Here is a 13,098-nt window from a genome sequence, read left to right on the forward strand (position 1 = left end):
TCAGCTCTCCTGGATGCCGCGATTCTCTCCTGGTATGGGTAAGTCCACGCGCACTTGGAAACCACCGTCCACCACGGAAGTCGTGAGCGCGCCGCCCAGCGCGGCCGCCCGTTCGGACATCCCGCGCAGCCCGTGGCCGGGCGCGGGTTCGACGGCGTCACGGCCATCGTCGCGGACGAGCAACGTCAGCGCACCGGTTTTCCGCTCGAACCTGACGTCGACACCGCTCGCCTGGTTCGCGTGGCGGACCACGTTGGTCAGCGATTCCTGGAGGATCCGGTACGCGGCGCCGTCGACGGGCGCGGGCAGCTCACCCGGCTCGCCGTCGACGCGGACCTCCAGCCCGGCGGCCCGCGCGTGCTCGAAAAGCTCTTCGGCCTGGGTAAGGCTCGGCGCGGGCGCCTTGTCCTCACCCGAACGCAGCACGGCCAGCGTCGCGCGGAGGTCCTTCAGCGCCGAAGCGCTCGCCTCCTTGATGTTCAGCAACGCTTCTTTCGCCTGCTCAGGACGCCTGTCGGCGACGTGCGCGGCGACCCCGGCCTGCACGTTGATCATCGCGAGGCTGTGCGCGACGACGTCGTGCACCTCGCGGGCGATGGTGAGCCGCTCCTGCTCGGCCATCCGGTGTCGGTGCTCGTCGGCCTGCTCGCGGCGGGCCCGCGCGGCGGCCATCCCGTTGCGCACCGCCGTCCCGACCCCGACGACCGCGACCACCCAGACCAGGCCCAGCCCGGCTCGCAGATCGAAGCCGTCGAACCCGTGCCGGACGAACAACGCGACCCCGGTCGCCAGGAGGAGCGATCCGCCGGTGATCCCGGCGACGATCGGCCCGCGGATCTTCGTGAGCACGAACAACGCGATCGTCGGCAGCACGATCACCGGCCCGCCGGGGTTGTCCGACGCGTAGTAACCGAGCGTCAGCGCGGAGGTGAGCAGGAAGACCGTCATCGGGAATCGGTGCACGATCAGCAGCGGCACCGCGGTGGCGATCAGCCACAACACGCCGGACGTGGTCAGCGGCGGCGCGTCCGGCTGCCAGCGGGAAGCGCTGCTCGTGGCACCGAGGACGAAACCCAGCGGCAGCACCACGCGCAGCACGCGGCCCACCCATGGGCTCCACGGAAACCGTTCTTTCAGCAGCACAGCACGAAAGCTACCCGTGGTGGGGGCGAGTCGCGTCCGTTGAAAAGCGGCTTCTCGGCTACGCCGCGTGCGGTAGCCGCCGCAGGACCGACGTCATCAGCAGCACCCCGCCGATCGCCTGGACGGCCAGCACCGGCACCTGACCGCCGGATCCCATGGTGAACGCGCCGAACAGCCCCCACGCTCCCGAGCCGGCCATCGCCCCGGCGCCGGTCCACACCAGCACCAGCCGCGGCCAGAACCGGCCTCGTGCCACGGTCGCCAGCGCGATCGCGGCGAGGACGCTGAGCACCGCGATCACCACGTCCTGGCCGCGGGCCGACATGCCGCCGGAGCCGAACGCCCAGATCGAGTGGCCGATCGCGGAGACGAGTGCGGCGGTGATGCCGAGCAGGCCCGCCACGCCGATCGTCCCCGGCCGCACGGTGCCGGTGACGACGAACCACCAGCGGTCGCGGGCGTAGAGCACGAACGCGGTCAGCAGCAGGATGCCCTGCCAGGCGAAGCCGCCGTAGACCACGGCCCAGACCCAGTTCTCCAGTGGCAGTTCGGCCAGTTGCGGTTTCATCAGGTCGGCGACGATCACCGGCAGGTTCAGCACGATCGGGGCGAGCAGCCCGGTGCCGATCCAGATCGGGAAGAGCACGAGCGGCGCGGGGATCCGGCGGCCCCAGGAGTAGGTGAACGCCAGCGCGAGGATCACCGCGACGACGTCCATCCCGCCGGTGAGCAGATTCGCGAAGAGCATCAGCTGGGAGTCCACAAAGGACGGATCGCGGAGGCCGAGGCTGCCGCCGGTGACCCAGGATGCCTTGAGGGTCAGGTACGGCAGGGTGCCCAGGATCGCGGCGTAGCAGACGATCAAGCGGGAACTGGAGATCTTGGGGGCGGAGACTGCTGCGGTCATGCTCTCAGCGTCGGCGTTCCCGCCGGGGAAAGACTCCCTCGCGAGCCTGGTCCGCCTCCCCCTTCAGAAGGAGCTGGGCAGTTTCGCCGCGGTTTCCTCGTCGGCCGGGGTGAGCGTCGCCAGCGAGATCTCGGAACGCCGCCCGAGGTAGAGGTACGAGAACTCGAATCGCAGCAGGCCGACGTCCGGGTGCAGGTACCGCTTGAGGACGATCCGCTCGCTGGAGACGTCGTGTTCCTTCCACATCCGCTCGAAGAGCTCCGACTCCTGCCGCAGCCGCTTGACCAGGTTCTTCCACGCCGGTTCGGCGAGGTGCCCGGCCATCGCCGCGCGGAAACCGGCGATCGCGCGGGGCAGGTTGAGCTCCCAGTCCGGGAGCCTGCGGCGCCACTCGGGGTTGGTCAGGCACTGGATCAGGGTGTTGCGCTCCTCGAACGGGATCGCGTCGATGCCGCCCATCAGCCAGTCGTAGGCCCGGTTGTAGGCGAGGATGTCGCACCGCGCGTTGCGCACGCAGACCGGGAACGGCTCCAGTTTGTCCATCATCCGGTAAATGTTCTGGCTGAGGAGCTTGCAGTCCTTTTCCAGCGACGGTTCCGGCGCGCCGGCGAGGGTGAACAGGTGTTTGTGCTCGTGCGGGTCGAGCCGCAGCGTGCGGGAGATCGCGTCCAGCACCTGGTCGGACGCGTTGATGTCGCGTCCTTGTTCGAGCCACGTGTACCAGGTGACCCCGACACCGGCCAGCTGCGCGACCTCTTCGCGGCGCAGCCCCGGTGTGCGGCGCCTGCCGCTGATCGGCAGGCCGACCTGGTCGGGGGTGATGCGCTCGCGGCGGCTGCGCAGGAACGCGGCCAGTTCGTGCCGCCGCACCTCGGCCACTCGCGAATCGACGGTCATGGTCACCTCATCAGGTTCGCAAAGCTCGAAGCCGGTTACCAGGTAGTAGTGGTACCAGGATAAACACACTCCTGGTACCAGGTTCGCGATCGGCTGATCGTGGTAGTCATGACCTCGACGCAAGTTCCGGCGACGCCTGCCCGCGTCGCCGCCGGACCGGCCCTGACTTCGGCGGGCCTGGTCACTGTGCTGCTGGGGGCGGCACTTCCCCTCATCGACTTCTTCATCGTCAACATCGCCCTGCCCGCGATCGGGTCGGATCTCCGCACCTCGTCGGCCACCTTGGAACTGGTGGTCGCGGCCTACGGGATCGCCTACGCCGTCCTGCTCGTCGTCGGCGGCAGGCTCGGCGACGCCTTCGGCCGCCGCAAGCTGTTCCTGATCGGGCTGGCCGCGTTCACCGTCACTTCCCTGCTCTGCGGGATCGCGCCGACGGCGTTGACGCTGGTGTCGGCGCGGGCCGCGCAAGGGGCGGCGGCCGCGCTGATGCTGCCGCAGGTGCTGTCGATCATCCAGGCGACGACGACCGGCGAGCGCCGGTCCAAGGCACTCGGTCTCTACGGCGCGACAGCGGGACTTTCGATGGTGCTCGGCCAGTTCCTCGGCGGGGCGCTGGTGGCCGCCGATCTGTGGGGCACGGGCTGGCGGCCGATCTTCCTGGTCAACGTGCCCGTCGGGATCGCGGGCCTGGTGATCGCGCGGCGGCTGATCCCGGAGAGCCGCTCGCGGAATCCGCTCGGCATCGACCGTCCCGGCACGGTCTTCCTGGCGATCGCCCTGGTGTCCTTGCTGCTGCCGTTGGCGGAAGGGCCCGTGCTGGGCTGGCCACTGTGGACGGTCGCGCTGCTCGTCGTCTTCCCGTTCGCCGCGGCCGCGTTCGTCCACGTCGAACGGCGGATGGAACGCCAGGGCGGTGTGCCGCTGCTGCCGCCGTCGGTGATGCGGATGCCGAGTGTGCGGCAAGGGTTGCTGGTCGGGGTGCCGTTCTTCATCGGGTTCAGCGCGTTCATGTTCGTGTTCGCGGTGACGCTGCAGGACGGTCTGCACCTCGGCCCGCTGGGGGCCGGCCTGGTGACGGCGCCGCTTTCGCTCGCGTTCTTCGCGATGTGCCTGGTCAGCAGCCGCCTGGTGACACGGTTCGGACAGCGGGTGGTGACCGTCGGGCTTTCGGTGCAGTTGCTCGGGCTGCTGACACTGATCGGCACCGTGCTGCTGGGGTGGCCGGAGCTGGGGGTGCTCGATTTCGTGCCGGGGATGCTGCTGTGCGGTCTCGGTCAGGGGCTCGCGATGACGACGGTGTTCCGGATCGTGTTGTCGAAGGTGCCGCCGGAGATCGCCGGGGTCGGCAGCGGGATGCTGACGACGTCGCAGCAGGCCGCGATGGCGCTGGGGGTGGCGACGCTGGGGACTTTGTTCGCTTCCGCCGGCGCGGGTCCGCTCGGCATGAAGGGCGCGTTCGTGCTGGTCATCGGGATTCAGGCGGTGCTGACGGTCGGTGTGATCACGGTGGCGCGGCGGCTGCCGGATCCGCGGAACTGAGAAAGTTCGATTTCACCCGTCGGAGTTCCGGCTCCCCGAGCGACGATGGGGATGTGACGGAACCACGGGTGCACCGGGACCCGGCCTTCGCGCTGCTGTCGCTGTACGAGACGGCGTTGCCGGAGGTCTACGGGTACCTGCTGTCCCGGTGCGGTGATCGCACCCTCGCCGAGGAGTTGACGTCCGAGACGTTCCTCGGCGCGGTGAGGTCCTGTCGCAAGGAATACGCGCCTGCAGTGAGCACCGGGTGGCTGATCGGCGTCGCCCGGCACAAGCTCGCCGATCACTGGCGGCGCAAGGAACGCGAGGAACGCGGGCTGCGACTCGTCCACGAGGAGGAGTACACCGATCCGTGGGACGAGCGGCTGGACGCGCTTCTGGCGCGCGATGTACTCGCGTCGCTCGGGGCGCATCACCAAGCCGCGTTGACGCTTCGCTACGTCGACGGCCTCCCGGTACCGGAGGTCGCCGACCATCTGGAGCGCACGGTGCACGCCACGGAGGCGTTGCTCGTGCGGGCCCGTGCCGCGTTCCGGCGTGCTTATCAGGAGAAGGAGGGTCGCGATGACTGATCCGTTCGACGCGCTTCGCGCACCTTCGCGTCCTCTCGATCCTGACCCGCTCTTCGCCGCCGAATTGCGCGACAACCTGCGTCGCGCCGTCCTGAACGGAGCCGATATGACTCAGACGGAGACAGCTGAAGTACGTTCGCTGACGCCCTATCTCGTGGTCACCGACGCGCGGGCCGCGCTCGACTTCTATGTCGAGGTGTTCGGGGCGCGGCGGCGGTCCGATCCGATCGTGATGGAGGACGGCCGGGTCGGGCACGCGGAACTGGCCATCGGGAACAGCGTGCTGATGTTCGCGGATGAATTCCCCGAACTGGGCAATGTGGTGGCGCCCGAGGGCGGCACGTTGATCCGGATCGAAGTCCCGGATGCCCACGCGTCCGCGCGGCGGGCCGCGGAACTGGGCGGTGTGCTGGAGCGGCCCGTCGCTGACGAAGGCCACGGGCTGAGCGGGACGCTCAAGGACCCGTACGGCCAGCGGTGGCTGGTGTCGCAAGCCGCTCCGCGTCCCTCGTCCGACGTGAAACCGATCCGGCACGGCGAAGCCGGCTACTTCACCTTCCAGGTCCCGGACGACGAACGCGCGAAGGCGTTCTACGGCGCCGTTCTCGGCTGGCAGTTCTCGCCCGGACGCGTCGAAGGCGGCTGGGGCGTCGAAGGTTCCGGCCTGCAAGGCGGACTTTGGGGCGGCCCGGGACGCCAAGTGGGCTGGAAGGTCATGTACGCCGTCGACGACCTCGACGCCGCGCTCGACCGTGTCCGGGCCCAAGGCGGCCAGGCCGGCGAAACCGAACAGCAGCCCTACGGCCTGAGCGCCGACTGCGTGGACGACCAGGGCATCGAGTTCTGGCTCTGGGAACAGCCGCGCTCTTGAGTCACTACCCAAACCCCCCGCCCGTCCCAGGGGGGCGACCCCGAAGCCAGTCTATCGCCGATGGGGGCGGGGAAACGGACGTGAGCCGAGTTGTCCACAGCTGGGAGGCATTGTGGACAATCTAGGGCCTGGGTCCACGTAGTGAGGGCCTCCTTCCCTACTTTGAGGGTAGGGAAGGAGGCCTTCACGGCATGGTGAGCGTCAGCGACCGGCGGCGTAGCCCTGCATTCCGCGCGCGTTCGCGGCGGCACGCAAGAGACCACCGGAACGCGAAACGGCGGAAAGCCGTCCGAGCGCCCAAGGTCCGGCATCGACGACGGCGTGTCCGCGCGCGGCTAGCGCGTCCATTGTGGACTGACCGAGCCGTGACTCGACCACGAGTTCCCGCGGCGTCCACGAGCGCGGATAGAACGAACTCGGGAACGCGGTCGTATGCCATGCGGGCGAGTCGATCGACTCCTGCAGGTTCAGCCCGCCGAGCGTGTGCGCCAGCCAGAAACACAGCTGCCATTGGTCCTGCTGGTCGCCGCCCGGGGTCCCGAACGCCAGCACCGGCTCGCCGTCGCGCAGGCCCATCGACGGCGAAAGCGTGATCCGCGGCCGCTTCCGCGGCGCCAGCGAGTTCGGCAGGCCTTGTTCCAGCCAGAACATCTGCCCACGAGAGTCAAGGCAGAAACCGAGTTCCGGGATCGTCGGGCTCGATTGCAGCCAGCCACCCGACGGCGTCACCGAGATCATGTTCCCGGCCGCGTCGACGACGTCGATGTGCACGGTGTCGCCCCGGGTCTCACCCAGCGGCCCGACCGTCGGCTCCCCCGTCGCTCCGGAACCGGATTCCAGTCCGCGCAGCTTCTCGAGAATCGCGGGCAGCCTCGGCGAGGGTCCACCGGGCCGGAGTTCTGCGGACGCTTCTTCGGTGATCAAGGCCCGGCGGGTTTCCGCGTATTCACGGGAGATCAGCAACTCGATCGGCACGTCGGGGGAATCCCCGTACCAAGCCTCGCGGTCGGCGAAGGCCAGCTTCGTCGCCTCGACGGCCAAGTGCACGGTGCGTTCCGTCGGAATTCCGTCCACATAGGACAGTTCGTCGCGCAGGCCGTCCAGCAGCCGCGCCTGCTGCAGCAACGCCGGACCTTGCGTCCAGGCGCCCATCTTCACCAGGCCCCAGTCACCGAAGTCGACCTGCAACGCGTCCTCGTACGTCGCTTCCCAGCCCGCGATGTCCTCACCGGTGAGCAGACCGGCGTGATCGCGACCGGAGTCGTCGCGGAACGCCTTGCGGCTGAAAGAATCGATGGCCTCGGCGACGAAACCCTGCGACCAGGCACGGCGTCCGGCGTCGATCTGCGCCTCGCGTCCGCTGACCGACTCGGCCTCGGCGACCAGCCGCTCCCACGTGTCCGCGAGCGCCGGATTGCGATGCAGCCCCTCGGCGGGTTTGCCGTCCGGCAACCAGAGCGCCGCCGACGTCGGCCAGTGCTCGGTGAAGAGGTCCTGCACCGCGCGGATCGTGTCACCGACCCGGCTGACCAGCGGAATCCCGTTGCGCGCATAGGAAATCGCGTAACCGAGGACCTCGCGCAGCGATTTCGTGCCGTGATCCCGCAGGAGCAGCAGCCAGCCGTCCCACGCCCCCGGCACGGTCGCGGGGAGCAGACCGCTGCCGGGGATCAGGTCGAGCCCGAGATCCGCGAAGTACTCGGGCGTCGCCGCCGCGGGCGACACCCCCTGACCTGCGAGGACACGCGGCGTTCGATCTGCGGCGGTGACGAAGATGCCGGGGACCTGCCCCGCCGGACCGCACAGATGCGGCTCGGCGACCTGCAGGACGAACCCGGCCGCTACCGCCGCGTCGAAGGCGTTGCCGCCGTTTTCGAGCACCGCCATGCCGGTGGCCGAAGCCAGCCAGTGCGTCGATGCCACCATGCCGTGGGTGCCGGCCAGTTCCGGCCTGGTCGTGAACACTTGGCTGATACTACGCTTTGCTAACTACTTTTTCAGTCCCAGAAGCTGAAGAGGTGAGTGAGCTGCTGAACCTCCGGCGGGAGGTCCCCGCGTACCAGGCGCGCGTCCACAACACCGCGACCGTGCGATCGCGATAGGCGCTGCGCCCTTGCTCGAAGTTCTGCGCCTGGCCACCGGCACGAAACTAGCTTCGAACAGCGGCCGGAGCGTCATAGTTTTCCAGCGTCGCCGCGTTGGCCGCGCGCGAAGTCAGCCACGTGAACACCCCCGTCATCGGCTTCGACCCCAGCACTCGGTACAGGAAGTTCCGGTAGCCGACCATGAACCGCGTCTTCGGCGCGAGGAACGTGCCGATCCCGGCCGCCTGCTTCTGCGAAACCTTGATGGGACCACGCATTTTCTCTTCGTAGCGCGCGAAAGCGGCTTCGTGGTCACCGTGAGCAGCGGCGAGTTCACCCGCCAGGACGTACGCGCCCATCATCGCGAGTCCGGTGCCCGAACCGCCCGGACCCGCGCACCAGGCGGCGTCGCCGAGCAGCACGACCCGGCCCCGCGACCACTTGTCGAGGTGGATCTGGCTGAGCGAATCGAAGTACAGCGCGTCGGCGTCGCCGAGGCTTTTCAGCAGTGCCGGGACTTCCCAGCCGAAGTCGGCGTAGCGCTCGGCGAGGGCCTTCTTCTGTGCTTCGACATCGCGTCGGTCGACATCCAGCGGCCCGGACGCGAAGACGAAGCTGACGTTGAGTGCCGAGCGGTCACGGCCACTGGCGACCATCACCGTCCGGCCGGGGACGCTGCAGATCTGGCCGAGGTGGTCGAGGTCGAGGTGGTTGGGCGCGGTGAAGCCCGCGGTGTGGAAGCCGAGGTCGGTGCGGAACCGCTCCTCCTCGCCGAAGGCCAGCCGCCGCACTCCGGAGTGCAGGCCGTCCGCGCCGACGACGAGGTCGAATCTGCGCGCTTCACTGTGGGCGAAGGTGACATCGACACCGTCCGACAGCTCGTCCAGGCCGGTGATCCAGTCGCCGAAGACGTACTCGACGTCGTCTTTCGTGTGGTCGTAAAGGATGCGCGTCAGGTCTCCGCGCTCGATCTCGACTTCGCCACTGAAGAACACCGACGGCATCTGGGCGACCTTCTTGCCTCTTGTGTCGACGATGACCTGCGCGCCCATCGCGGTCTCCTTCGCGCGGATGTCCTCGAGGATTCCCATGCGCTTGAGCAAGGTCATCTGCTCGCCGCGGAAATCGACCGCGCTGCCGCCTTCGCGCAGGGCCGGGGCGCGCTCGACGACGGTCGGCGCGAAACCGCGCTTGCGGAGCCAGAAGGCGAGAGCCGGGCCCGCGATGCCGGCGCCGGAGATCAGAACGGTGGTCTTCATGGCTGCTCCCTGGGGTTCGTGGTGATGGGACCGACCGTACGGCAGATTTGCACGATTGGTCAATCCAGTTGGTTAAACCAAGTGGATAAACCGTGTGGTCTAGGATCTCGGCATGGGTAATCGCGAGGACCTGATGGCCGGTGCCATCCAGTGCTTGAAGGAAAAGGGCTGGTCACGCACCACGGTGCGGGACATCGCGGCGGCGGCCGGGGTCAGCCACGCGGCGATCGGCTACCACTTCGGATCGCGCGAAGCCCTGCTGCTGACGGCGTTCTCGCAGGCGATGGACGAGTGGGGCCGGGAAGTCCAGCGGGAGATGATGAGCGCCGTCGATCCCCACGCCTCAGCGGACGAGCAGTACCGGGCATCCTGGCGCGCGATGATCGACTCCTACGGGCGCAACCGGCAGCTGTGGATCGCCTCGGTCGAGGCGTTCGTGCAGTCCGAGCATCACCCTGAGCTCCGAAAACAACTCGCTGCCGCTCAACGCGAAGGCCGCCGGGGCATGGCGGCGGGCATCCTCGGGATCGACGAGGACACCCTCACCGAGGCTGACGAGCGGCGGATCGGCGCGGTGGCCACGGCGCTGAACTCGGGCGTCATGCTCCAGCACATGCTCGCCCCGGAGAACGCACCGTCGGCCGAGGAGGTCGTGGACGGGTTGATGAAGCTCGTCTCCCTGGTGTCATGAAAGGGTCGTTCAGGACGAAAAATGTCCTGAACGACCCTTTCATGACACCCGCGGGAGGCAGGTGGGTCAGGAGACGGCGACCTTCCGCCGCAGCGCCGCCCGCGGCCGCCCGACGCCCTGCCACGACAGCCCGGCGTCCAGGATCCGTTGCGGGTCCAGGAGATTGCGCGTGTCGACGACCGCGTCGCCGTCCATCTGCTCGGCCATGTACGTCCAGTCGAGCCGCTTGAACTCGTCCCATTCCGTCAGCACGACGACGGCGTCGGCCGCCTTCGCGACCTGGTACGGGTCGTCGACCACGGTCATGCCGTCGATGTGGCCGCCGACGGCGGGGTCGTAGGCGGTCAGGTCCGCGCCGAGCGCGCCCAGCACGGAAGCGACCGCGAGGGCGGGCGAGTCGCGCAGGTCGTTCGTCCCGGCCTTGAACGCCAGCCCGAGGATTCCGATCCGCGAACCGGCCAGTGTGCCGCCGACGGCGCCGGCGATCTTCGCGACGATCCGGTCCCGCTGCGCGATGTTCTCCTCGATCGCCGAGGTGAGCAGGGTGAAGTCGTACTGCACCGACTCGGCGACCCGGACCAGCGCGCTGGTGTCCTTCGGCAGGCACGAGCCGCCCCAGCCGGGGCCGGGTTTGAGGAACGAGCGGCCGATGCGCCGGTCGTAGCCCATGCCTTCGGTGACCAGGTCGATGTCCGCGCCGAGGCGTTCGCACAGTTCGGCGATCGAGTTCACATAGGACAGTTTCATCGCGAGGAAGCAGTTCGCCGCGTACTTCACCAGTTCCGCGCTGGCCGCGTCGGCGACGACGACCGGGGCGGCGAGGTCGGCGTAGAGATCGCCGACCCAGCGGGCGGCCGCGACGTCGTCCGAGCCGACGACGATCCGGTCGGGACCGAGGAAGTCCTCCACCGCGGTGCCCTCGCGCAGGAATTCCGGATTCGACACGACCGGCACGTCCGTGCGGCCGAGCATCGCCTGGATGCGCTTCGACGTTCCCACCGGGACGGTCGATTTGGTGACCAGCGCACAACCCGAAGGGATGACGTCGCCGATCTCGGTGGTCACGGCCTCGACGGCCCGCAGATCCGCCGAGCCGCCCGCGCCCATCGGCGTCGGCACACAAAGGAAAACGGCCTCCGCGTCGCGAACGGCATCGCGCGCGCCGACCACGAACTCGAGTCTTCCGCTCGTCAGCCCCCTCGACACCAGCTCGGACAATCCCGGCTCCAGGATGTCCACCCGTCCGGCGGAGAGCCTTGCGACCTTGGCCCGGTCGACATCGACGCAAGTGACTCGATGTCCCAGGCCCGCCAGGCAGGCTCCCGTGGTCAATCCGACGTAACCGGTCCCCACCACCACGATCCGAGCAGTGCTCATGCTGCTGAAGGTGACAGCCGGAGTTGACCTGTAAGCGAACGGAACGCTTCAGGCCCGAATACTCCTCAAGACATGCTTCGCCTCGACGTGAGCCAACACACGCGCCCCCGATATGCGAACGAGCGTTAACCTGGACCCGGTTGTCGACGAAAGGGAGAACATGCAGATCACCGATACCGCGGCGCTGGTCACGGGTGGCGCGTCCGGGCTCGGCGGCGCGACCGCGAAGGCGCTCGCCGCGAAGGGCGCGCGGGTCTTCGCGCTGGACCTCGCCGGTGCCATCGCGAACGCCGAGCAGGTCGAGAACATCACCTACGTCGAGGCCGATGTCACCGACCCGGAGCAGGTGCGGACGGCCGTCGCGACCGCCGCCGAGTCCGGGGTGCCGCTGCGGACCGTGGTGAACTGCGCCGGGATCGGGCCGTCCGCGCGGATCCTTTCGAAGAAGGGCCCGCACGACCTCGCCCTGTACGCGAAGGTCGTCCAGATCAACCTGATCGGCTCCTTCAACGTGCTGACGCTGGCCGCCGAGGCCATCGCCAAGACCGAGCCGCTGGCCGACAACGCGCGCGGCGTCATCATCAACACCGCGTCGGTCGCCGCCTTCGACGGCCAGATCGGGCAGGTCGCGTACTCGTCGTCCAAGGGCGGCATCGTCGGGATGACCCTGCCCGCCGCGCGCGACCTCGCGTCGCACGGGATCCGGGTGCTGACCATCGCGCCGGGCATCGTCGACACCCCGATGCTGGCGACGGTGAGCGAGGAGTTCCGCGCTTCGCTGGCCGAAGGCATCCCGTTCCCGAAGCGGCTCGCGCGGCCGGACGAGTACGCGCAGCTCGCGCTGTCGCTGATCGACCACGACTACCTGAACGGCGAGGTCATCCGGATGGACGGCTCGCTGCGCATGGCCCCTCGCTGAGCCTCCCCGCGCGTGCTATGAAAGGTCCTTTCCTTGCAAAATTTGCAAGGAAAGGACCTTTCATAGCACGTCAGGGACGGGCGAGGTGGACGTCCAGGCCGATCCCGGCCGTGGTGACCTCGCAGGTCCGGAACGCGGTTTCCGCGACCAGCCCACTGAAGTCGACAGGCGTGTAAGCGCGCCGCCGCAGCCCGGTGAGCGCCTGCCGCACACCGAGAGCGGCCAGTTTGCGGAGCTTCATGCTCGCGACCTCACGCATGATGTCGCCGTCGGTCGCGTCCCGGTTCATGTCCTGCACCACGGCCGTGCCACCCGGACGCAGCACGGATACATCTCGTCGAGCGACTTCACCGGCCACACGAAGTTCTTGAACGCGGCCTGGCAGACGACGAAGTCGAACGACTCGTCGTCGAACGGCATCCCCGCGACGTCGCCCTCGGAAAAGGAGACGTCGACGTCTTCGGCCCGTGCGTACTCGCTCGCGATCTCGACGAAGGTCGGCGCGACGTCCAGTCCGGTCACGGAGAATCCCAGCCGCGCCAGTTCGACGGCGAAGTAGCCGGGGCCGAAGGCGACCTCTAGGATCTTCGCGCCTTCCGCCAGGCCGGCGGTGAGTTCGCGGGCCTGCTTCCGCCAGAGTTCGATCTGCGGTTCGGTGCCGCGCTGCCGGGCGTAGTTCCGCGCCAGCGCGCCGCCCATCTCCGGGATGAGCTTGAACCGCTTCCTGTCCTTGATGTTCGTCATGGTCACTCCAGGGTGGTTTCCCGGAGCCCGGCTATTCTCGAAGTGCCGTCTCGTGGCCGGGTTCCGGTTGCGGGATCGTCACCCCGGCGGGGTGC

11 protein-coding genes and 1 pseudogene are annotated in these 13,098 nt (G+C 68.6%); 5 read left to right on the top strand and 7 right to left on the bottom strand.

What is annotated here, in order from left to right; genetic code table 11:
• From ACLJO0_RS00595 to ACLJO0_RS00605, 3 genes are all read right to left on the bottom strand, one after another.
• On the bottom strand, positions 1 to 1,143 hold the full coding sequence (locus ACLJO0_RS00595) for a sensor histidine kinase (protein WP_410576112.1): 1,143 nt from the start codon (positions 1,141 to 1,143) through the stop codon (positions 1 to 3).
• Positions 1,144 to 1,201: 58 nt separating this feature from the next.
• A complete protein-coding gene (locus ACLJO0_RS00600; protein WP_410576113.1) occupies positions 1,202 to 2,050 on the bottom strand; it encodes a hypothetical protein in 849 nt (282 codons plus the stop codon).
• 63 nt (positions 2,051 to 2,113) lie between these two features.
• A complete protein-coding gene (locus tag ACLJO0_RS00605; protein WP_410576114.1) occupies positions 2,114 to 2,947 on the bottom strand; it encodes a helix-turn-helix transcriptional regulator in 834 nt (277 codons plus the stop codon).
• A gap of 108 nt (positions 2,948 to 3,055) precedes the next feature.
• Between ACLJO0_RS00605 and ACLJO0_RS00610 the strand changes: the two genes are divergently transcribed.
• From ACLJO0_RS00610 to ACLJO0_RS00620, 3 genes are read left to right on the top strand one after another with little or no spacing between them, the layout of a single operon-like run.
• Positions 3,056 to 4,486, top strand: a complete 1,431-nt coding sequence (locus tag ACLJO0_RS00610; RefSeq protein ID WP_410576115.1) for an MFS transporter — start codon at positions 3,056 to 3,058, stop codon at positions 4,484 to 4,486.
• 53 nt (positions 4,487 to 4,539) lie between these two features.
• Complete coding sequence (locus ACLJO0_RS00615; RefSeq protein WP_396554460.1) at positions 4,540 to 5,058, top strand: RNA polymerase sigma factor; 519 nt, start codon at positions 4,540 to 4,542, stop codon at positions 5,056 to 5,058.
• The gene (locus ACLJO0_RS00620) at positions 5,051 to 5,929 is read left to right on the top strand and encodes a VOC family protein (RefSeq protein WP_410576116.1); all 879 of its coding nucleotides are present in this window, start codon (positions 5,051 to 5,053) and stop codon (positions 5,927 to 5,929) included. The genes ACLJO0_RS00615 and ACLJO0_RS00620 overlap by 8 nt, the downstream gene beginning before the upstream one ends.
• 201 nt (positions 5,930 to 6,130) lie before the next feature.
• On the opposite strand, the gene ACLJO0_RS00625 is transcribed toward ACLJO0_RS00620, so the two are convergent.
• Together ACLJO0_RS00625 and ACLJO0_RS00630 are read right to left on the bottom strand one after the other, a co-directional pair.
• Positions 6,131 to 7,894, bottom strand: a complete 1,764-nt coding sequence (locus ACLJO0_RS00625; protein WP_125790606.1) for a gamma-glutamyltransferase family protein — start codon at positions 7,892 to 7,894, stop codon at positions 6,131 to 6,133.
• Between the two features lie 184 nt (positions 7,895 to 8,078).
• Positions 8,079 to 9,272, bottom strand: coding sequence for an FAD-dependent monooxygenase (locus ACLJO0_RS00630; RefSeq protein WP_410576117.1), 1,194 nt, complete (start codon positions 9,270 to 9,272; stop codon positions 8,079 to 8,081).
• 112 nt (positions 9,273 to 9,384) lie between these two features.
• On the opposite strand from ACLJO0_RS00630, the gene ACLJO0_RS00635 reads away from it, so the two are divergent.
• Positions 9,385 to 9,963 (top strand): TetR/AcrR family transcriptional regulator, encoded by a 579-nt coding sequence (locus ACLJO0_RS00635; RefSeq protein WP_410576118.1) that lies wholly within the window; start codon positions 9,385 to 9,387, stop codon positions 9,961 to 9,963.
• 66 nt (positions 9,964 to 10,029) lie between these two features.
• Here the strand turns inward: ACLJO0_RS00635 and ACLJO0_RS00640 are convergent, their stop codons facing one another.
• Positions 10,030 to 11,340, bottom strand: coding sequence for a UDP-glucose dehydrogenase family protein (locus tag ACLJO0_RS00640; protein WP_410576119.1), 1,311 nt, complete (start codon positions 11,338 to 11,340; stop codon positions 10,030 to 10,032).
• A gap of 160 nt (positions 11,341 to 11,500) precedes the next feature.
• Here ACLJO0_RS00640 and ACLJO0_RS00645 point away from each other — a divergent pair, with 160 nt between their 5' ends.
• On the top strand, positions 11,501 to 12,259 hold the full coding sequence (locus tag ACLJO0_RS00645) for an SDR family NAD(P)-dependent oxidoreductase (RefSeq protein WP_410576120.1): 759 nt from the start codon (positions 11,501 to 11,503) through the stop codon (positions 12,257 to 12,259).
• A 70-nt stretch (positions 12,260 to 12,329) separates the two neighbouring features.
• Here the strand turns inward: ACLJO0_RS00645 and ACLJO0_RS00650 are convergent.
• Positions 12,330 to 13,003 (bottom strand): annotated as a pseudogene (locus ACLJO0_RS00650) (class I SAM-dependent methyltransferase).
• Between the last annotated feature and the right edge of the window lie 95 nt (positions 13,004 to 13,098).

The organism is Amycolatopsis sp. lyj-108 (assembly GCF_046549005.1).
Classification (GTDB): Bacteria; Actinomycetota; Actinomycetes; order Mycobacteriales; family Pseudonocardiaceae; genus Amycolatopsis.

What these genes read in the sequence shown, in the direction of transcription:
- ACLJO0_RS00635 (WP_410576118.1), top strand. Translation starts at nt 9,385, where the DNA reads ATGGGTAATCGCGAGGACCTGATGGCCGGTGCCATCCAGTGCTTGAAG.
- ACLJO0_RS00600 (WP_410576113.1), bottom strand. Translation starts at nt 2,050, where the DNA reads ATGACCGCAGCAGTCTCCGCCCCCAAGATCTCCAGTTCCCGCTTGATC.
- ACLJO0_RS00620 (WP_410576116.1), top strand. Translation starts at nt 5,051, where the DNA reads ATGACTGATCCGTTCGACGCGCTTCGCGCACCTTCGCGTCCTCTCGAT.
- ACLJO0_RS00645 (WP_410576120.1), top strand. Translation starts at nt 11,501, where the DNA reads ATGCAGATCACCGATACCGCGGCGCTGGTCACGGGTGGCGCGTCCGGG.
- ACLJO0_RS00630 (WP_410576117.1), bottom strand. Translation starts at nt 9,272, where the DNA reads ATGAAGACCACCGTTCTGATCTCCGGCGCCGGCATCGCGGGCCCGGCT.
- ACLJO0_RS00605 (WP_410576114.1), bottom strand. Translation starts at nt 2,947, where the DNA reads ATGACCGTCGATTCGCGAGTGGCCGAGGTGCGGCGGCACGAACTGGCC.
- ACLJO0_RS00640 (WP_410576119.1), bottom strand. Translation starts at nt 11,340, where the DNA reads ATGAGCACTGCTCGGATCGTGGTGGTGGGGACCGGTTACGTCGGATTG.
- ACLJO0_RS00610 (WP_410576115.1), top strand. Translation starts at nt 3,056, where the DNA reads ATGACCTCGACGCAAGTTCCGGCGACGCCTGCCCGCGTCGCCGCCGGA.